The 17,985-nt window shown below is 66.8% G+C and carries 17 protein-coding genes and 1 tRNA gene; 3 read left to right on the top strand and 15 right to left on the bottom strand.

Translation table 11 applies throughout. The annotated features are described in order from the left end of the window. Window positions 1-59 precede the first annotated feature (59 nt). From ACZ5MJ_RS16180 to ACZ5MJ_RS16155, 6 genes are all read right to left on the bottom strand, one after another. Window positions 60-677, bottom strand: coding sequence for a 50S ribosomal protein L25/general stress protein Ctc (locus tag ACZ5MJ_RS16180; protein ID WP_464220698.1), 618 nt, complete (start codon window positions 675-677; stop codon window positions 60-62). Between the two features lie 132 nt (window positions 678-809). Continuing rightward, window positions 810-1,763: a ribose-phosphate pyrophosphokinase gene (locus tag ACZ5MJ_RS16175; protein ID WP_464220696.1), complete on the bottom strand. Its 954-nt coding sequence runs from the start codon at window positions 1,761-1,763 to the stop codon at window positions 810-812. 94 nt (window positions 1,764-1,857) lie between these two features. Next, a tRNA-Gln gene (locus ACZ5MJ_RS16170) sits at window positions 1,858-1,934 on the bottom strand. Window positions 1,935-1,994: 60 nt separating this feature from the next. Beyond that, window positions 1,995-2,873, bottom strand: a complete 879-nt coding sequence (ispE, locus tag ACZ5MJ_RS16165; protein ID WP_464223741.1) for a 4-(cytidine 5'-diphospho)-2-C-methyl-D-erythritol kinase — start codon at window positions 2,871-2,873, stop codon at window positions 1,995-1,997. Window positions 2,874-2,881: 8 nt separating this feature from the next. After that, a complete protein-coding gene (locus tag ACZ5MJ_RS16160) occupies window positions 2,882-3,493 on the bottom strand; it encodes an outer membrane lipoprotein LolB (RefSeq protein ID WP_464220694.1) in 612 nt (203 codons plus the stop codon). A gap of 91 nt (window positions 3,494-3,584) precedes the next feature. After that, window positions 3,585-5,528, bottom strand: a complete 1,944-nt coding sequence (locus ACZ5MJ_RS16155; protein ID WP_464220693.1) for a tetratricopeptide repeat protein — start codon at window positions 5,526-5,528, stop codon at window positions 3,585-3,587. Between the two features lie 153 nt (window positions 5,529-5,681). On the opposite strand from ACZ5MJ_RS16155, the gene mutM reads away from it, so the two are divergent. The 3 genes from mutM (at window position 5,682) to mutY (ending at window position 10,094) form a co-directional block, all read left to right on the top strand. Next, window positions 5,682-6,572 (top strand): bifunctional DNA-formamidopyrimidine glycosylase/DNA-(apurinic or apyrimidinic site) lyase, encoded by an 891-nt coding sequence (gene mutM, locus ACZ5MJ_RS16150; RefSeq protein ID WP_464220691.1) that lies wholly within the window; start codon window positions 5,682-5,684, stop codon window positions 6,570-6,572. Between the two features lie 291 nt (window positions 6,573-6,863). Beyond that, on the top strand, window positions 6,864-8,816 hold the full coding sequence (locus ACZ5MJ_RS16145; RefSeq protein WP_464220689.1) for a dynamin family protein: 1,953 nt from the start codon (window positions 6,864-6,866) through the stop codon (window positions 8,814-8,816). A gap of 99 nt (window positions 8,817-8,915) precedes the next feature. Next, entirely contained in the window at window positions 8,916-10,094 is a 1,179-nt protein-coding gene (gene mutY / locus ACZ5MJ_RS16140; RefSeq protein WP_464220688.1) for an A/G-specific adenine glycosylase, read from the top strand. Between the two features lie 19 nt (window positions 10,095-10,113). Here mutY and ACZ5MJ_RS16135 read toward each other — a convergent pair whose 3' ends face one another. The 9 genes from ACZ5MJ_RS16135 to lptA form a co-directional block, all read right to left on the bottom strand. Next, the gene (locus ACZ5MJ_RS16135) at window positions 10,114-10,773 is read right to left on the bottom strand and encodes an LON peptidase substrate-binding domain-containing protein (RefSeq protein ID WP_464220687.1); all 660 of its coding nucleotides are present in this window, start codon (window positions 10,771-10,773) and stop codon (window positions 10,114-10,116) included. Window positions 10,774-10,855: 82 nt separating this feature from the next. After that, window positions 10,856-11,740: an RNase adapter RapZ gene (gene rapZ / locus ACZ5MJ_RS16130; RefSeq protein ID WP_464220686.1), complete on the bottom strand. Its 885-nt coding sequence runs from the start codon at window positions 11,738-11,740 to the stop codon at window positions 10,856-10,858. Between the two features lie 108 nt (window positions 11,741-11,848). Then, entirely contained in the window at window positions 11,849-12,235 is a 387-nt protein-coding gene (locus ACZ5MJ_RS16125; protein ID WP_464220684.1) for a PsiF family protein, read from the bottom strand. A gap of 161 nt (window positions 12,236-12,396) precedes the next feature. Continuing rightward, entirely contained in the window at window positions 12,397-13,368 is a 972-nt protein-coding gene (gene hprK, locus ACZ5MJ_RS16120) for an HPr(Ser) kinase/phosphatase (RefSeq protein ID WP_078195188.1), read from the bottom strand. Window positions 13,369-13,448: 80 nt separating this feature from the next. Next, window positions 13,449-13,904 carry a PTS sugar transporter subunit IIA gene (locus ACZ5MJ_RS16115; RefSeq protein WP_078195189.1) on the bottom strand — a complete coding sequence of 152 codons (456 nt, stop codon included), beginning with the start codon at window positions 13,902-13,904 and terminating at the stop codon, window positions 13,449-13,451. A 454-nt stretch (window positions 13,905-14,358) separates the two neighbouring features. Then, on the bottom strand, window positions 14,359-14,709 hold the full coding sequence (hpf, locus tag ACZ5MJ_RS16110) for a ribosome hibernation-promoting factor, HPF/YfiA family (RefSeq protein WP_010814386.1): 351 nt from the start codon (window positions 14,707-14,709) through the stop codon (window positions 14,359-14,361). Window positions 14,710-14,757: 48 nt separating this feature from the next. Then, on the bottom strand, window positions 14,758-16,239 hold the full coding sequence (locus ACZ5MJ_RS16105) for an RNA polymerase factor sigma-54 (protein WP_464220682.1): 1,482 nt from the start codon (window positions 16,237-16,239) through the stop codon (window positions 14,758-14,760). Between the two features lie 136 nt (window positions 16,240-16,375). Continuing rightward, on the bottom strand, window positions 16,376-17,176 hold the full coding sequence (gene lptB, locus ACZ5MJ_RS16100) for an LPS export ABC transporter ATP-binding protein (protein ID WP_464220681.1): 801 nt from the start codon (window positions 17,174-17,176) through the stop codon (window positions 16,376-16,378). 57 nt (window positions 17,177-17,233) lie between these two features. Continuing rightward, window positions 17,234-17,881 carry a lipopolysaccharide transport periplasmic protein LptA gene (lptA, locus tag ACZ5MJ_RS16095; RefSeq protein WP_464220680.1) on the bottom strand — a complete coding sequence of 216 codons (648 nt, stop codon included), beginning with the start codon at window positions 17,879-17,881 and terminating at the stop codon, window positions 17,234-17,236. Between the last annotated feature and the right edge of the window lie 104 nt (window positions 17,882-17,985).

Here is a 17,985-nt window from a genome sequence, read left to right as displayed (position 1 = left end):
GCCGCAAGAGCGGCGGTTTCTTCGTGGTGCGGCCCGTGGGCCGCAACCGCTGCTGCAGCTTAGGCAGCCGGCGTTTCGCCAGCGGCTTCGCCGCCTTCGGCAGCTTCCGACACGGCGCCAGCCGGTTGCGAGATGCTGGCGATGGCCGGGTTGTCGTCACCGTGGGTGATCACGGTCACGCCCTTCGGCAGCTTGAGGTCCGACAGGTGGACGGTCTGGTTCAGCTCGACGGCGGCCAGGTCCACTTCGATGAACTCGGGCAGGTCGGCCGGCAGGCACGACACTTCCAGGTCGTTCACGATGTGGTTGACGATGCCGTGGCCCAGCTTCACGCCAGGAGCGGCTTCCTGGTTCATGAAGTGCAGGGGCACCTTGACGTGGATCTTGTCGTTGGCCGACACGCGCTGGAAATCGACGTGCAGCACCAGCGGCTTGAACGGGTGCATCTGGAATGCACGCAGCAGGGCCTGTTCGCTCTTGCCGGCAACTTCCAGGTCCAGGATCGACGAGTGGAACGCTTCCTTCTTCAGGGCGTGCCACAGGGCGTTGTGATCCAGTTCGATCATCTTCGGCTCGGCGGCACCGCCGTAGATGATGCCGGGGGTCTTGCCCGAATTGCGCAGGCGGCGGCTCGCACCCGTTCCCTGTACGCTACGCTCGAAAGCGACAACTTTCATGATGACTCCAAAAGTAAGAAGGCTGTCCGCGACCAGACAGCCTCGTTGCGGCGCAAATGGAAAGGTATGCGCCGATCAAGTCACGTTGATCGCTAAAAGGCGGCGATCAACGCAGTAAAACATTAAATTCTATCAGGAACCCGCAAACAGCGACATGATCGAGTCGCCCTTGACGATGCGGGTGAAGGTCTCGGCCAGCAACGGAGCGGTCGAGAGCTGACGGATCTTGGCGCATTTGGCGGCTTCTTCGGACAGCGGGATGGTGTCGCACACCACCACTTCGTCCAGCGCCGAGTCCGCGATGCGGGCTGCCGCGCCGCCCGACAGCACGGGGTGCGTGCAGTAGGCGAAGACCTTCAGCGCGCCGCGCTCCTTCAGCACCTGGGCGGCCTTGCACAGCGTGCCGCCGGTGTCGATCATATCGTCCATGATGACGCAGTTGCGGCCGTCGACTTCACCGATGATGTTCATCACCTCGGCCACGTTGGCCTTGGGACGACGCTTGTCGATGATCGCCAGGTCGCAGTTCAGTTCCTTGGCCAGCGCGCGGGCACGGACCACGCCGCCGACGTCCGGCGACACTACCAGCAGGTCGCCGTAGTTCTTCTCGCGCAGGTCGCCCAGCAGAACCGGCGAAGCGTAGATGTTGTCGACGGGGATATCGAAGAAGCCCTGGATCTGGTCGGCGTGCAGGTCCATCGTCAGCACGCGCTCGACGCCGGCGACTTCCAGCATGTTGGCCACGACCTTGGCCGAGATCGCCACGCGCGCCGAACGCGGGCGACGGTCCTGGCGGGCATAGCCGAAGTAGGGCATGGCGGCGGTGATGCTGCGTGCCGAGGCGCGCTTGAGCGCGTCGACCATCACCATCAGTTCCATCAGGTTGTCGTTGGTCGGCGCGCAGGTGGACTGCAGCACGATGACGTGCTTGCCGCGAACGTTTTCCTGGATGTCAACCTGAACTTCGCCGTCGGAGAAACGGCCAACGAGTGCCTTACCCAGCGGAATGCCGAGGTGCTGTACGACAGCCTCCGCGAGTTTGGGGTTGGCGTTGCCGGTAAATACCATCAAGCCTTCGCTGCTCATTCGGGGCACCTGTCTTGCTGCTGGGGGAGCTTGGCGTCACCGGCAAAGCCGGTGACTGATACTGAGGGTCCGTAAGGACACTATAGGAATGTAATGGCAGGGGAAGAAGGATTCGAACCTTCGAATGCCGGAATCAAAATCCGGTGCCTTGACCAACTTGGCGACTCCCCTACACAACCGGGCCGTTCATCGTGGTACCGGACTGCCGTACCGCGCGGAACGAAAAACTTGCTACGCGAGCGCTGCGAGCGGATGACGTGCCAGACTGCGCACACACCTGCCATCCCACTCGGGAGGCAACCTTTCCAAAACCTTCTGTGCCGTTGTTGCGTCTGAAAAACGCGCAAACACGCAGGCTCCGGATCCGGTCATCCTGGCATGCTGATTGTGTTGCTTCAGCCATGCTAGGGCTCGGGCGACTTCGCCGAACTTCGCTGTTGCTATCGGTTCCAGATCGTTGCGACCGAAATCGAATTTGTTTGTGCGAGCAGCGAAGACCGCAATTATGGAGAGGGGCGTATCCCTTGTCAAGCACTCGTCCGAAAAAATTTCAGCAGTGGGGACATGCTGTTTCGGGTGGATAACCACGAACCAGCTGTCGGGCAACTCGACCGGCGTCAGGTCCTCGCCGATGCCTTGCGCGAAGGCGTTCTCGCCGAACACGAACACCGGCACGTCGGCGCCCAGCTTCAGTCCGATCTGCATCAGCTCGGCGCGCGTCAGGCCCAGGCCCCACAGATGGTTCAGCGCCAGCAGCGTAGTGGCGGCATCGGACGAGCCGCCGCCGATGCCGCCACCCATCGGCAGCACCTTGTCGATGGCGATATCGGCGCCGAACGCGGTGCCGGTGGCGGCCTGCAGGGCGCGCGCGGCGCGCACCACCAGGTCGGTCTCGGCCGGTACGCCGGGCACTTCGGTGACGCGCGCGACCACGCCGTCTTCGCGGCGCCGGAAATGCAGCGTGTCGCACCAGTCGACCAGCTGGAACACGGTCTGCAGCGTGTGGTAGCCGTCGGCGCGGCGTCCGGTCACGTGCAGGAACAGGTTGAGCTTGGCCGGCGCGGGGCAGTCGCGCAATTCGGGCGGGGGCAGGGGATGGCTGCTGCGCATGGCGTGGTTCATGGCGTCTGGGGATCGATCACGAGGCGCACCGAGAGCGGATTGCTGCCGGCGTCGCGCGCCAGGTCGATGCGGCGCGGCACCTGGGTTGCAGCAGCGCCGGCGGCGGGCGCATCTTGCCAGGCGACGTAGCGCACGGTCCAGCCGTTCTGTGCCAGCGTGGCCAGGCGGCCCTGCTCGTCGCGCGTGGTGCGCGCGGGCGCGCCCTGGGTGGCACGCCCGTGCAGCCAGTCGCGCATGCCGGCCACCGGCAACGCGAAGCCGAGCGCTTCCTCCATCAGGGTGTCGACTTCGGGTGCGTTGCGCGGCGGCTGGTTGGGCAGGTCCAGCGTGGCGCCGGACGGCGTGGCGGTGACCACGGCCAGGGTCTGCCCGAGCGGAGACACCAGGTCCAGCCGCACGTTGCGGCCCTGCTCTTCCCAGCGGAAGCTGCCCTGCACGCCCTCGTCGCGGCCATAGCGCACGTAGTTGGCGGAGAAGCGGCCGGTGTATTGCTGGCTGACGGCGCTCGGGTCGACATCAAAGCTGCGCGACGGCGCCACGCTGGCGCACGCCTGCAACAGCAGGGGCGCGCCCAGGCAAAGCAGCGCCAGGCGTCGGGATCGGTTCATGGGCATGGTCGTGAGGACGGCGGCGCGGCGGCCGCCGGCTGACGGGAATCCGGCGCCGCGGGCCCGGGCTTCGGGTGCGCGGCGCGCGGGGTTACTTGGACAGCTGCACGTTGACCTTGTAGCGGCGCAGCGTATCGACCAGGGTCTCGTTATCGGGGTCGATGCGCACGGCTTCGGTCCAGGTCTTGCGCGCCTCGTCGCGCTCGCCGAGTGCCCACAGCACCTCGCCCAGGTGCGCGCCGATCTCGGCCTCGGGCGCCTTCGAATAGGCGTTGCGCAGCAGGTCGGCCGCGGGGCGCAGGTCGCCCATGCGGAATTTGACCCAGGCCAGGCTGTCCATGATGTAAGGATCGTCCGGCCCCAGCTCGGAGGCGCGCTCCAGCAGCTTGAGCGCCTCGGGCAGGCGCTCGTTGCGGTCGGCCAGCGAGTAGCCCAGCGCGTTGTAGCCCTGCTTCTGCTGCGGCTGCAGCGCGATCACCTTGCGCAGGCCTTTTTCCATGCTGTCGTAGTGCTTCTGGCGTTCGTCGAGCATGGCCAGCTCATAGATCCAGTCGGCGTTGTCGGGCTCGGCGCTAACGCGTTCGTCGAGCACCTTGCGGGCGCGGTCATAGGCCTTGCTTTCCATCAGCGTGGCCACTTCGGCCTGGCGGATGGCGATCACGCGCTGCGTGCGCTGGCCCGGATCGGGGATGTCGTCGGCATCGCTGAGCAACTCGCCGAAGAGCGCCTGCGCCTCGTCGAGCTTGCCCATACGCGCCAGCAACTGCGCGCGCTTGGCGGTCGCCGCCGGCGCGAGGCGGACATCCTCGATGCGGTCCAGCCAGCGGATCGCACCCGCATAGTCCTTGCGCTCCTCGGCAATCTGCGCCAGGTACTGGTAGGCGATGTCGGGGTTGGCGGTGGGTTGCTTCTCGACCAGTCGCAGGTATTCCTGCAGGTACTGCTCGGCCTCGTCGTAGTTCTTGGCCTGCAGGCTGGTCAGGCCAAGCGCCAGCGGCACGCGCGGGTCGGCAGGGGCCACCTTGCGCAGTGTCTCGAATTCCGCGCGGGCCGACTGCATGTCGTTCTTCAGCAAGTACAGCCGCGCCAGCGTGATATGGCCGTTGACCGAATCGGGCGACTTATCGAGGAAGCGCCTGAGCACCGCGACGGCATCGTCGGGCTGCTTCTCCGCACGCATCTCGGCCGACATCAGCGCGGCCGCTTCATAGCCGGGGCGCAGCAGCAGCGCCTGGTCGAGGGCGGCCAGCGCGCCCGGCTCGTCGCCGGCGATTTCGCGCGCGCGCGCCAGGGCCAGCTGCGCTTCAGGCAGCCTGGCTTCATTCCTGGTCAGGTCCTGCAGCAGCGCGGCTGCGCCGGCCGGATCGCTGGTGCGCGACAGCTGCTGCTGCAACTGCAGGATGGCATCGCCGCGATGGTTGGCCGGCACCGCGGCCAGCTGTTGCTGCAGCAGCGGCCGGGCGTCGTCCCAGCGGCCGTTGAGCACCAGCAGCGTCGACAGCACCTGGGTTGCCGCGGGTGAGGTCGGGGTGATGTCCTTCCACAGGCGCGCGGCGTCAAGCGCCTGCTGCGGGATGCGCGCGTTGAAGGCGATCTCGGTGGCGCGCTGCGCGAAGCGCGGGTCGCGGGTCTGGCGCGCCAGTTCCAGGTAGGTGCGGTAGGCCGGGCCGACCAGCCCGCGCTGCATGGAAATCTCCGCGGCCAGCACCATATAGACGATATCGTCGGTCAGCTCCAGCGACGGCAGCGGGGTGCGCGCCGCCTTGCCGGCGGCAGGGCGTTCGCCCTCCGCCGCGGCCAGCTGCAACCTGGGCATTGGCCCCGCGTCGACCGCTGGCGCCGCATGGCTAGCGCCAGCGGCCATGGCCAGCACCGCAAAGGCGGCCAGCGCACGCGCGTGGCGCCGTGGCGCCTGGCACAAGCGGGCAAAAGCACCGGCTGTGCGCGACCCGGCGCCCGGCAATGTGGCCAGGCGGCCGCCCGCGGTGGCTTGCAACGTGGAGTCCGGCATCAGGTCCGGCTTGAGGTCCGACATGTATTGAGTGCTCCGGCGCGCGCTGGCGAAGGATAGGAGATTGCGCATTGATAAGGGCATTGTAGCCTGCCGCTACAATGCGCTGCTTGGCGCAGCAGGACGGTGCCCGCAGGCGCGGCAGAAGTTTTGAGCGGTAACCAACGGAGAGGTTCGATGCCAGAATTGCCCGAGGTCGAAGTGACCCGGCGCGGCTTGCTGCCGCATGTGGTGGGACGGCGCATCGCCGCGGTCACGGTGCGCCACCGCGGGCTGCGCTGGCCGGTCGATCCCGAGCTGGAAGCGCGCCTGGCGCGGCGGCTGGTGCGCCGCATCGAGCGCCGCGGCAAATACCTGCTGCTCGAGTGCGTCAGTGCCGATGCGGGGGAGCCCGCTGGCTGGCTGCTGGTGCACCTCGGCATGACCGGAACCCTGCGGGTGCTGCCCGATGCGCCGCCGCCCGGTGCGCACGACCACCTCGACCTGGTGCTGGCCCCGGAGCCGGGCACCACGCCTGACGCCACACCGCAGCCCGGGCAGGGCACGATCGTGCTGCGTTTCCGCGATCCCCGCCGCTTCGGCGCCATCCTGTGGACGACCCTGCCCGAGGCGGAACTGGCGTCGCATCCGCTGCTGCGCACGCTCGGCATCGAGCCCTTCGATCCCGCCTTCGACGGCGCCTGGCTGCATCGCCACACGCGCGGGCGCAGCGCCGCCATCAAGACCGTGCTGCTGGCCGGCGGTATCGTGGTGGGGGTGGGCAATATCTATGCGTCCGAAAGCCTGTTCCGCGCCGGCATCCGCCCGACCACCCCGGCCGGGCGCCTGAGCCGCGCGCGCTGCGACCGCCTGGCGCAGGCCGTGCGCGAGACCCTGGCGCAGGCCATCGAGCGCGGCGGCAGCACGCTGCGCGATTTTGTCGGCAGCGATGGCGCCAGCGGCTACTTCCAGCTCGATTGCTTTGTTTACGATCGCGCCGGCCAGCCGTGCCGGGTCTGCGCCACCCCCGTGCGCCAGATCGTGCAAGGCCAGCGCTCCACCTTCTACTGCCCCAACTGCCAGCACTGAGTCTTGCCGGCCCCCCGGCAAGCCCGGCAGCAGGCGCCGTGTGGCGCACAAAGCGCGCCACAGGCCATTGTCGATGGGTCGGCGCAACACTCCTGGCGCCGCCGCCGCGCACGGGGCGCGAATTCCACAAAACCGCCGTGGAAACCTGTATCGTGTGCGCAGACATAAAAAGTTACAAAATGGCCCAGCCGCTTGCCGGGTAGACGCAGTTGCGGACCGGCATTGCGTGAACACGGGCGCACCGCGAAGGCGGCGAACCCCGAGGTAAAACCGAGTCAGCCGAACAGCTCCATGACAACGCTCGCCCACCAATTCGAACAATACGGCGCCTGGAGAACCGGGGTCCTCCAGTCACTGGCCGAATTCCAGTCCTGGCTGCAGCAGCACGACCTGTACGATGCCCAGGCCGACGACCGCGTGCAGCGCATCCAGAGCGTGCTGCGCAGCGACCGCCTCAAGGTTGCATTCATTGCCGAGTTCTCGCGCGGCAAGAGCGAGCTGATCAACGCCATCTTCTTTGCCGATTACGGGCGCCGCATCCTGCCATCGTCGGCGGGGCGCACCACCATGTGCCCGACCGAGCTGCGCTACGACGAGGCCGAGCCGCCCAGCATCCGCCTGCTGCCGATCGAGACGCGCCTGCAAGAGGCCTCGACCGCTGACTTCCTTGAGGCCGGCACCTCGGCTTCGCACTGGCATTCGGTGCCGCTGGACCCGTCTTCGCCCGAGGGCATGCTGGAGGCGTTCCAGCACGTGGTGCAGACCATGCGCGTGCCGCCCGAGCAGGCCGAGGCGCTGGGGCTGTACCACGAGAACGATCCCGACGCCGCGTACGCGGTCGATGCCGAGGGCATGGTCGAGATCTCGCGCTGGCGCCACGCCGTCATCAATTTTCCGCACCCGCTGCTGCGCCAGGGCCTGGTGATCCTCGACACGCCGGGCTTGAACGCGATCGGTACCGAGCCCGAGCTGACGCTGCGGCTGATCCCGGATGCGCACGTGGTGGTGTTCGTGCTGGCCGCCGACGCCGGCGTCACCAAGAGCGACCTCGATCTGTGGCGCGGCCATGTCGGCGCCGGCCACCGGCGCGGCTGCCTGGCCGTGCTCAACAAGATCGACGGGCTGTGGGATCCGCTGCGCCAGCCGGGCGAGATCGCGCAGGAGATCGCGCGGCAGGTGTCGACCACCGCGCAGGTGCTGGGCATCGAGCAGTCGCGCGTGTATCCGGTATCGGCGCAGAAGGGCCTGGTGGCCAAGGTCACGCATGACGACGCGCTGCTGGCGCACAGCGGGCTGCCCGAATTCGAGCACGTGCTGTCCGAGCAGCTGATCCCGCGCCGGCGCGAGATCGTCTCGGACCAGGTGCACCGGCTGGTGCAGGACATGGCGCGCGCCGCGCAGCAGCTGCTGCAGATCCGCCGCCGCGATATCGTCGAGCAGCTGTTCGAGCTGCGCGGCCTGCGCGGCAAGAACCATGCGATGGTCAAGCACATGCTGATGCGGGTGCAGGGCGAGAAGGACGAGTTCGAGCAGAGCATCAGCAAGTTCCAGGCACTGCGCATGGTCTTCGGCCGCCATAGCGCCGACATCATCAAGAGCCTGCAGCTGCGCGACGTGCGCCGCACCATGCGCACCGCGCGCGAGCAGATGAAGGAACGCTTCTTCTCGCGCGGCCTGCGCGAGGACATGGACGCATTGTTCGCGCAACTGACGGTGCTGGTGACCGATGCCGACAACAAGATCGGCCAGCTGTACCAGCTGATCGAAAGCATGTACCGGCGCTTCAATGCCGAGCACGGCTTCACGCTGCCCGCGCCAATGCAGTTCACCGCCGAGCGCTACGTGGCCGAGCTGCAGGAGACGCTGCGGCTGGTGCACGCGCACTTCGGCACCGTCAATATGCTGACGCGTTCGCGCCCGCAGCTGGTGCAGAGCGCGTTCAACACCATGGCCAGCCGCGTGCTGGAGAATTTCCGCGACCTGAACCGCGATATCGAGGTCTGGCTCAAGTCGGTGATGACGCCGCTGGAAGCGCAGGTGCGCGAGCACCAGAAGCAGCTGCGCCGGCGCGTCGATTCGATCGAGCGCATCCACGAGGCGACCGACACGCTGGAAAGCCGCATCGCCGAGCTTGAGGAGGTGCTCAACGGGCTCGATGAGCGCAGCGGGCGCATCGAGGGCTATGCCGAGCGGCTGATGCGGCCGGCTGCCGGCGAGGACAATGCGAGCCTTGCGGTAGCCTAGCCCGGGTCCCCGGCCGGTATATCATGTGGCGCCGCGCTTTGCGGCGCCTTTTTCTTTGGTGCGCCGCCGCGCCCCAGCGCTTCAGATCGTTTTACCCACATGCCCCGCAAACCAGCCCCCCGCACCGTCCCCGCCATGCCCGACGACATCCTCGTGCCGCCCGACTTCGGCGCGCGCGTGGTCGACTGGCAGCGCCGGCATGGCCGGCATGACCTGCCGTGGCAGAACACGCGCGACCCGTACCGCATCTGGCTGTCGGAGATCATGCTGCAGCAGACCCAGGTGAGCGCGGTGATCGACTATTTCCAGCGCTTTGTATCGCAGCTGCCCACGGTGCAGGACCTGGCCGCGGCGCCTGCCGACCAGGTGATGGCGCTGTGGGCGGGCCTGGGCTATTACTCGCGCGCGCGTAACCTGCACCGCTGCGCCATGCAGGTGGTCAGCGAGCACGGCGGCTGTTTCCCGACGGATCCCGCGGTGCTGGCCACGCTGCCAGGCATCGGCCGCTCCACCGCGGCGGCGATCGCCGCGTTCAGTGCCGGCGTGCGTTCGCCGATCCTGGACGGCAACGTCAAGCGAGTGTTCGCGCGCTGCTTCGGCATCCATGGCCATCCGGGCGAGCGCGCGGTGGAAACGCGCATGTGGCAACTGGCCGAGGTGGCCTTGCCGGCGCCCGGCCCGCGCCAGGCCGAGGACATGATCGCCTATACGCAGGGGCTGATGGACCTGGGCGCAACGGTGTGTTCGCGCGGCAAGCCGGCCTGCCTGGCCGACGCCGGCGCGTGCCCGCTGTCGGCCGGTTGCGTGGCGCGCCGTGACGGGCTCACCGGCGTGCTGCCCACGCCCAAGCCGCGCGCCGCCATCCCCGAACGCAGCACGGTGATGCTGCTGGTGCGGCGCGGGCGCGAAGTACTGCTGCGCCTGCGCCCGGGCAGCGGCATCTGGGGCGGCCTGTGGAGCCTGCCGGAGATGCCGGTCGATACCGTGCCCTTCGATGCGGAAGCCGCCGAGGCGGCGGCGCTCGACTATGCGCGCGCCTTCGGCAAGCCCGCGCGCGCCACGCTGACCGGCGAGCTGACCCATGTGTTCACGCACTTCCGCCTGCTGATCCGTGCCATCCGGGTCGATGTGAGCGCGGACGGCGCAAGCCTGATGGTGCAGGACAGCGCCGGGGAAGCCGCGCAACGCTGGCTCTCGCTCGACGATCTCGATGCGGTGGGGACGCCCGCGCCGGTGCGCCGGCTGCTGGACGACCAGGCCCGCGGCGGGTTGTTCTGAACGTGACGGAAAACCGCGGCTAGAGCATGTGGTTCTGGCGCATATAGCGGTGCACGATCTCGACCCGCATGCCCGCGTCGGGCAGCGCCATCAGCATCTGCTTGGCCTTGAGCGGCACCGGCAGCAACTCGCACAGCCGGTTGGCAACCCAGCTCGGGTCGTCCCACAGGTAGGGCTCGTCGAACGGCAGGCGGTCGGGTTGCTCGGCGTGCAGCCGCGTGACAATGCGCCGCAGCGCATCCAGGCATTCGCCCAGCAGTTCCAGCTTGCAGTCGATGATGTCGGGGGGGAGGACTTCGGCGCGTGCCACCAGCAGGCCGTCGTCGCGGGTCTCATGGCTGGCGATATGGAAGCGCTCGCGGCCGCGCGCGCGGATCAGCAGCACGCCGAGCTGCTCCATGTTGCAGTCGACGATCTCGGCCAGGCAACCGACCGGCTCGGGCACGGTGGGCTGGTCCGGGCGGGCCACTTCCTCGCCGCTTTCGATCAGGCAGACGCCAAAGGGCGTGCTGTCGCGCAGGCAGTTGCGCACCATGTCGACATAGCGCGCCTCGAACACGCGCAGTGGCAGCCGTCCACCGGGAAACAGCACCGTGTGCAACGGGAACAGCGGCAGGTTGTCGAGCGTCCGTGGCGGAGCTTCTGAAGCCGTGGGACGGTAGAGGTCGGTCGAGGACATGCAGTGCCAGCTTGGGTATCGCGCAGCAAAGGGCCAACAGGCCGACGCTGCGTGCGGATGCCGGTGGGCAGTCGCGCCTGCGTCAGCCCGCCGGTGCGAGCTCTCGGTGTCTCACCAGCACATTACCATGCGCCCGGAAATAGTTGGCGAGCCTTTCCGCAATATAGACCGAGCGATGCTGGCCGCCGGTGCAGCCGATGGCCACCGTCAGGTAGCTGCGGTTGTCGGCAATGAAACTTGGCAGCCACTTTTCGACGTAGGCGCGGATATCCTCGGCCATCGCCAGCACCATCGGCTGGGCCTGCAGGAAGTCGATCACCGGCGTGTCACGGCCCGTCAGCGGGCGCAGTGCCAGGTCGTAATAGGGGTTGGGCAGCGAGCGCACGTCGAACACCAGGTCGGCATCGCTGGGCACGCCGTGCTTGAAGCCGAACGACTCGAACAGCAGCGTCAGGTGCTGGCTGTCGTCGCGGATCAGCTCCTTGATCCAGCTGCGCAGCGTATTGGTGCGCACATTGCTGGTGTCGATACGGTGCGCGGCCTCGGCCAGGGGGCTCAGCAGCGCGCGCTCCATCTCGATCGCTTCCATCAGCGCGGTGTCGTTGAAGGCGGGTTCGCCCCCCGGGCCGGTCACGCCGTCGGTGCGCACCGACAGCGGATGGCGGCGGCGCGTCTCGGAATAGCGTTGCACCAGGGCATCGGTGCTGGCGGTCAGGAAGACCACCTCGACCTGGTGCTCGGCGGCCAGCGCGCGCACGGTGTCCGGCAGCTGGTCCAGGGACTCGCGGCTGCGGATGTCAGTGGCCACGCCCAGGTGCGTATAGCCCTGGCTGTCGAGATAGCGGGTCAGTTCAGGGATGAACTGGGCCGGCAGGTTGTCCACGCAGTAGTAGCCTGCATCTTCCAGGACGTTCAGTGCGACGGACTTGCCGGAACCGGATATGCCGGTGATGAGGATGATGCGCATAGCACTTGAAGCATAGCATCAGGTGCCGGCTGCGTCATGACAGTGCGTTTACAAAGCAAAATGGCGAACCTCCCGGTTCGCCATTGCATCTGCAGCTGGTGCCGCCGTTCAGGCTGACTTGGACAGGCAATCCTTCATGTAGGCTTTGTATTCGTCGCCCTTCTTGCCCTTGCCCGACTTGCTGCAGGAGGCCATTTTCTCCTGCTGGGTCATGGGTGCGCCGCCCTTGGACAGGCATTCCTTCATGAACGCCTTGCGTTCGTCGCCCTTCTTGCCGGAGGCCTGGGTATTGCAGGCCTTCATCTTGTCCTGCTGGGCGTTGGCCGCGGGCTTGGCCGGGGTGGCCGGCGTAGCGGACGTGGCAGGCATCGCCGGGGCGGTCGCCGCCGGCTTGGCCGGGGTGGCGGGGGTGGCCGGCGTGGCGGCGGTCTGCGCAAAGGCGCTCGCGGCGATCATCGGGGTGACCAGCGCGCACATCGCGATCAGTTTCTTCATGCTTGCTCTCCTCGGTGTGGAAAACTTCATGGCCGCGCACCATTGCCGGCGTTGCAGCTTCCGTAACGGGCGTGATGCCCATTACAGCACAAAACGGAGCATGCCTGAGAAACGTTGACGTTTTGAGTCCGTCCCGTTGTAAGCAATTGAAAACGCCGGGCTTACAGCAGGCGGCCCTGGCCGCGCGACACGACGTCGGCCTGCATGGCGGCGCGTTGGCGGTCCATGAAGTCGCGCAGCGTGTCGATGCCGCGCAGGCGCAGGATGGTGTTGCGCACGGCGGCCTCGACCAGCACGGCGAGGTTGCGGCCGGCCGCCACCTGGATCTTGACCATGTGGATCGGCAGGCCCAGCACGTCCAGGTACTGCGAATCGAGCGGCAGCCGCTCGAACTCGCCGTCGTTGCGCCGCACCAGCTGCACCACCAGCTTGATCTTCATCTTCCGGCGCACCGCGGTCTCGCCGAAGATGGTCTTGATATCGAGCAGGCCCAGGCCGCGCACTTCCAGCAGGTTCTGCAGCAGCGGCGGGCAGCGGCCCTCAATGAAATCCGGCCCCAGCCGGACGAAGTCGACCGCATCGTCGGCCACCAGCCCGTGGCCGCGCGAGATCAGTTCCAGGCCCAGTTCGCTCTTGCCCAGTCCCGATTCACCCATGATCAGCACGCCCATGCCCAGGATGTCGAGGAACACCCCGTGCATGGTCACGCGCGGCGCGGAGATGCGCGACAGGTACAGGCGCAGGTGGTCGATCACCGCCGCCGACGATACCGGCGTGGTGAACAGCGGCGTTGACGAGCGCGTGCAGCGCAGTTCCAGGTCGGGCGGCGGCTCCATGCCGTCGGCGATCACCAGGAAGGGCGGCTCCAGCAGGATCAGCTCGCCCATCTGGCGCTTGCGGGTCTCGTCGTCCAGGCGCTGGTAGTAGGTGATCTCGGGTTTGCCGAGCACCTGGATGCGGTTCGGGTGGATCAGGTTCAGGTGGCCCACCAGGTCGGCGGCGGAGGTGGCTTCGCGGGCGAACTCCACGTCAAAGGCGCGGTCCGCGCCCTCCAGGCCGGCCACCCACGAGAGTTTGATGTCGGCTGCGTTGTCGTCGAAGATGGACTGGGAGGTGACGCCGGTGAGTTCCATGCGGTATGACTGGTAGGGCGGTGTGCGAAGCGCGTGGCGCCTGCCCGGTCTGTGCCGGCCCGCTTTGGGGGATCAGGGGATCAGGGGTGCCATGCGATCAGCAACTCGTGCACCGCATCGGGCGTGGGCAGTGTCGCCAGCCCTTCGCGCATGTCGCGGTCCGAAAGCAGTTGCGCGATCTCGGACAGGATTTCCAGATGCTGCTGCGTGGCCTGTTCGGGCACCAGCAGGAAGATCAGCAGCGATACCGGCTTGCCGTCGGGCGATTCGAACGGAATCGGCTCGGCCAGGCGCATGAAGGCGGCCAGGGGATGCTTCAGTCCCTTGATGCGGCCGTGCGGGATCGCCACGCCGGCGCCCAGGCCGGTAGAGCCCAGCGACTCGCGTGCGAACAGGTTGTCGGTCACGATGGCGCGCGCGACGCCATGGTTGTTCTCGAAGAGGAGCCCGGCCTGCTCAAACACACGCTTCTTGCTGGTGACGCTGACGTCGAGATTGATGTTGCCGGGTGGCAGCAATTTGGCCAAACGATTCATGGGCGATGCGCAGGATTTCAGTTAGCGGGCGGATCGTTCCGCCGGGCAGGGGGCCGGCTCCGGGCTGCCCCTGGCCTGGCCGGAGGCGTCCGGCCCATTATAGAGCAGCGGCCACCCTCGGATTGTGCGGTGCAGCGGAGCAAGCTGGTGCAGAACGATACATGGCGATGCAATCGTGCCTCCGGGCCAAGAGCCGTCGCACCGATGCAGGGCGCGGCCAGGATTCCCCTCTCTTTGTATGGCGCAGCATACACCTTGCCGCCGCGCTTGCGAACACTCTTGCTCATTCGGGTGAAAAGCGTTTGCTCCGATGCCACAGCACGCCGCGGCGCCAGTCCAGGCCCGGCCTGGCTCTGGCCGGCGCAACGCGAGGGCGCAAAAAAGCCGCGCTTCGTGGCGCGGCTTGCCTGTTCAATCCTGAGTCAGCAGCCCTCTGCGGGGCTGCCGGGCACGGTCATTGCTGCATTTGCGCTGCGGCCATCTGGTACTTGACCGCTTCGCGGTCGTGGCCTTGCACGCGATCCTTGTAGCGGATCACCTGACGGTCCAGCTTGTCGACGAGTGCGTCGATCGCCGCATATAGGTCTTCGTGATGCGCCTCGACAAAGATGTCCTTGCCCTTGAGATGTAGATTGATTTCTGCGTACTGACGCCGGTCCTTTTCCTTGTGATTGTCGACAGAGAGCAGCACGCTAACGCCAATGACCTGATCGAAATGCCTGACGATTCGCTCCAGCTTCGTTTCCACGTACTCACGCAGAGGGGGCGTGATGTCCAGGTGGTGTCCACTGATCTTGAAGTTCATAGCGCTTCTCCTTCTGAAAGAGCCTCACCAGGCAGGCGGTGGGCTCGGCTACAAAGACTTGCGGAGATTGACTGCGGGGATCTTCAGGGCCTCGCGATACTTGGCAACGGTGCGTCGTGCGACAACGAAGCCTTGCTCACCCAGCAGTTCGGCGATGCGACTGTCGGAAAGGGGATTCCTCGGGTCTTCGGCTCCTATCAGTTGCTTGATCAAGGCGCGGATGGCCGTTGATGAAGCCGCGCCACCGGTTTCGGTGGACACGTGGCTGCCGAAGAAGTACTTCAGTTCGAAAGTACCCATCGGCGTTGCCATGTATTTATTGGTCGTCACCCGGGAGATGGTTGACTCGTGTAATCCCAGTGTATCGGCAATCTCCCGCAAAACCAAGGGGCGCATGGCGATTTCACCGTGGGTGAAAAAGTTCTTTTGACGCTCGACAATGGCTTGCGAGACACGCAGGATCGTATCGAACCTTTGCTGGATGTTCTTGATCAGCCAGCGTGCCTCCTGCAGTTTCTGCTGCAGCCCCGCGGTGCCGGTTTCCCCTTTTGCGCCACGCAGGATTTGTGCATACATATCGTTGATGCGCAGCCTTGGCATCACATCCGGGTTGAGCTGCGCGATCCAGCCGCCGCCGCTCTTGCGCACGAACACATCCGGCACCACGAAATCGGCTTCCGGTCGGCTGTAGGCATGGCCCGGGTAGGGCGCCAGCGAGCGGATCAGGTCGTGGGCTGCCTTCAGCGCCGCTTCATCGACCTGCAGCGCCTTCTTCAGCCGCGTGTAGTCGCGTACCGCCAGCAACTCCAGGTGATTGGTGACGATGTTCAGCGCCAGGTCGCGCTGCGGGTGGGTCAGGCGGCGCAGCTGCAGCGCCAGGCATTCGGCGGCATTGCGCGCGCCCACGCCCGGCGGGTCGAAGCTCTGCAGCAGTGTCAGGATCGCGTGGACTTCGTCGAGCTCGAATTCGAGTTCTTCGGGCAACTCCATGCAGATCTCTTCAAGCGATGCGCTCAGGTAGCCATCGTCGTCGAGCGACTCGATCAGGAAGATGGCCAGGCCCTTGTCGCGCGCCGAGATCTTCAGCGGCGTCAGCTGCTCCATCAGGTATTCGCGCAGCGTGGGCTCGGCTTCGCGCAGCTGCATCGGCGTCTTTTCGTCCTCGTCGCCTTGCGGACGGCGGGCAAAGTCGTCCAGGCTCCAGTCGCTGCTGCCGTAGTCGTCGCCGCTGCTGTTGTCGCCAAAGCTGTCGTCGTCACCCGCGCCGTCGGCACGGGCGTCGCCATTGCCCTGGGGTTCGGCGGGGGCGGGCGCGGGTGCGCTCTGGACATTGACCGAGCCATCCGCGGCCACGCGCAGCGGGCTCTCGATCCAGTCGTTCTCACGCTCGAGCAGCGGGTTTTCCGTCAGGGCCTGTTCGACTTCCTGCTGCAGTTCCAGCGTGGAAAGCTGCAGCAGCCGGATCGACTGCTGCAACTGCGGGGTCAGTGCCAGATGCTGGGAGAGGCGGAGCTGTAGCGACGGTTTCATGCGACCTATTTTATGCGCATCTTTCCGATGTTGGAACGGAAATTGCTATCGCTGATGGACTCCGATCGACGCTGGCTGTGGGGCGGCTGCGCGCGCCCCGCCGGAATGCCTGCCGCGCAAGGGGCAGGCCGTCATGTCACATGCGGAAGTTCTCGCCCAGGTAGACGCGCCGCACGGCGTCATTGGCGATGATTTCCTCGGGCTGGCCCTCGGCCAGCACCGCGCCTTCGCTGATGATGTAGGCGTGATCGCAGATGCCGAGCGTCTCGCGCACATTGTGGTCGGTGATCAGCACGCCGATATTGCGCGCCTTGAGGAAGCTGACGATGCGCTGGATCTCGCCCACGGCGATCGGGTCCACGCCGGCGAAGGGCTCGTCCAGCAGGATAAAGCGCGGCGACGACGCCAGCGCGCGTGCAATTTCCACGCGGCGGCGCTCGCCGCCCGACAGCGACAGCGCGGGGTTGTTGCGCAGGTGCGCGATCTGCAGGTCGTCGAGCAGCGAATCCAGGCGGCGCTCGATCTCGGCCTTGGCCAGCGGCTTGCCCTTGTCCAGCTGCAGTTCCAGCACCGCGCGGATGTTCTCCTCGACGTTGAGCTTGCGGAACACCGAGGCTTCCTGCGGCAGGTACGACAGCCCCATGCGCGCGCGCTCGTGGATCGGCAGGCCGCTGATATGGTCGCCGTCGAGCACGATATCGCCCTCGTCCAGCGCCACCAGGCCCACGATCATGTAGAACGACGTGGTCTTGCCCGCGCCGTTGGGGCCGAGCAGCCCGACCACCTCGCCGCTCTTCACGTCGAGCGAGACGTCCTTGACCACCGTGCGCGAGCCATAGCGCTTCTTCAGGTGGCGCACGACCAGCGTGCTGCCGCCGGGAAGGACGGTGGAGGCTTCGACGGAAGGCTTGTCGGCGATGGTTGCGGTATCGGTCATAGGCACAGTCAGGCGTTCGGGCGTTTCAGGCGCGGGCGGGCAGGTCCGCGCCCGGCGTCATGGTTTGTTGGCGGGCGCGGGGGCCGGCTTCAGGTCCAGCGGCGAGCCGCCGCTGCCCGGGGTGCCGGCCTTCGGGTCCTGGCGCGGCGACAGTACCGCGCGCACGCGGCCGGACGAATTGGCGGCGGCGGCGTCGCCGCTGCCGCCGGCGGCCGTGTAGAACTCCTTGCGGCTGTCGTAGGTCAGCACCGCGCCGCGGATCTCGTCGACCAGCTTGGCACCCTGCAGGCGCGCCATGCGGGCATTGCCGATCAGCTTGGAGAATTCCTGCTTGCCGTCGTATTCGATGCGGTCGCCCCAGCCGTCGATGTATTCGTCGACGCCTTCGCGCTTTTGCCGGATGTAGGCCTGCTTGCCCGGCTTGGCGGTGGCCACCGCGAACTGGTAGCCCTCGGGGTCGGTGCGCAGCTCGGCGGCGTCCGACTTCAGGATCATGGTGCCCTTGGTCAGCACCACATTGCCGGTCAGCGTATAGATCTGCTTGACGTCGTCGTAGCTGGCGTTGTCCGCCTCCAGCACCATCGGCTTGTCGCGGTCCGCGCGCTCGGCAAGGGCAGGCTGGGCCAGCAGGCCGAAAGCCATGGCCAGCGCGAGCAGGGCCGGGGCGGTGCGTCGACGGGACGAAGTCGTCAGGGAAGCGGTCATGTTGGCAGGGTTGCTTGAAGGCGTCGGGATACTTGGTGGTGCGGTTTCACGCGGGTTTGCACGGGTCTGCATGCGTTCGTGCGTGCCGGCGCCGCGTGCGCGGC

This window comes from Cupriavidus sp. LA-1, from assembly GCF_055385985.1.
Note: the sequence above shows the minus strand (reverse complement) of the source record. Positions and strands in the feature narration are given on the sequence as shown.